Origin of the sequence: Rugamonas rubra, from assembly GCF_900114705.1 — a bacterium.
Classification (GTDB): domain Bacteria; phylum Pseudomonadota; class Gammaproteobacteria; order Burkholderiales; family Burkholderiaceae_D; genus Rugamonas; species Rugamonas rubra.
Map to the genome: position 1 here is coordinate 1 of NZ_FOTW01000001.1, position 1,411 is coordinate 1,411.

The window sequence follows — 1,411 nt, forward strand, 5'->3', positions numbered from 1 at the left end:
TATTCGTGAAGCAATCGGAAGTGGTTCCAAGAAAAGCCTCTAAGCTTCAGTCATACGAGACCGTACCGCAAACCGACACAGGTGGGCGAGATGAGTATTCTAAGGCGCTTGAGAGAACTCGGGAGAAGGAACTCGGCAAATTGGTACCGTAACTTCGGGAAAAGGTACGCCCTTGTAGCTTGACCACTTTACTGTGGAAGGGTGAACGGGTTGCAATAAACTGGTGGCTGCGACTGTTTAATAAAAACACAGCACTCTGCAAACACGAAAGTGGACGTATAGGGTGTGACGCCTGCCCGGTGCTGGAAGATTAAATGATGGGGTGCAAGCTCTTGATTGAAGTCCCAGTAAACGGCGGCCGTAACTATAACGGTCCTAAGGTAGCGAAATTCCTTGTCGGGTAAGTTCCGACCTGCACGAATGGCGTAACGATGGCCACACTGTCTCCTCCCGAGACTCAGCGAAGTTGAAATGTTTGTGATGATGCAATCTACCCGCGGCTAGACGGAAAGACCCCATGAACCTTTACTGTAGCTTTGCATTGGACTTTGAACCAATCTGTGTAGGATAGGTGGGAGGCTTTGAAGCGGGGACGCCAGTCTTCGTGGAGCCAACCTTGAAATACCACCCTGGTTTGTTTGAGGTTCTAACCTTGGTCCGTTATCCGGATCGGGGACAGTGCATGGTAGGCAGTTTGACTGGGGCGGTCTCCTCCTAAAGTGTAACGGAGGAGTTCGAAGGTACGCTAGATACGGTCGGACATCGTGTTGATAGTGCAATGGCATAAGCGTGCTTAACTGCGAGACTGACAAGTCGAGCAGGTACGAAAGTAGGACATAGTGATCCGGTGGTTCTGTATGGAAGGGCCATCGCTCAACGGATAAAAGGTACTCTGGGGATAACAGGCTGATTCCTCCCAAGAGTTCATATCGACGGGGGAGTTTGGCACCTCGATGTCGGCTCATCACATCCTGGGGCTGTAGCCGGTCCCAAGGGTATGGCTGTTCGCCATTTAAAGTGGTACGTGAGCTGGGTTTAAAACGTCGTGAGACAGTTTGGTCCCTATCTGCCGTGGGCGTTGGAAATTTGAAGGGGGCTGCTCCTAGTACGAGAGGACCGGAGTGGACAGACCTCTGGTGTACCGGTTGTCACGCCAGTGGCATTGCCGGGTAGCTAAGTCTGGAAGAGATAACCGCTGAAAGCATCTAAGCGGGAAACTTGCCTTGAGATGAGATTTCCCAGAGCCTTGAGCTCTTTGAAGGGTCGTTCGAGACCAGGACGTTGATAGGCTGGGTGTGGAAGTGCAGTAATGCATTAAGCTAACCAGTACTAATTGCCCGTACGGCTTGTCCCTATAACCTTAGCAGGTTGTAAGAATAAGAACTACGTGTCGCCTGAGTTGTTGAGACAT

At 51.0% G+C, this 1,411-nt stretch carries 1 rRNA gene; it reads left to right on the forward strand.

Going from position 1 to position 1,411, the window contains the following annotated elements:
* Positions 1 to 1,354: ribosomal RNA gene (locus BM252_RS00005) — 23S ribosomal RNA — on the forward strand; the annotation flags it as partial.
* Positions 1,355 to 1,411 lie beyond the last annotated feature (57 nt).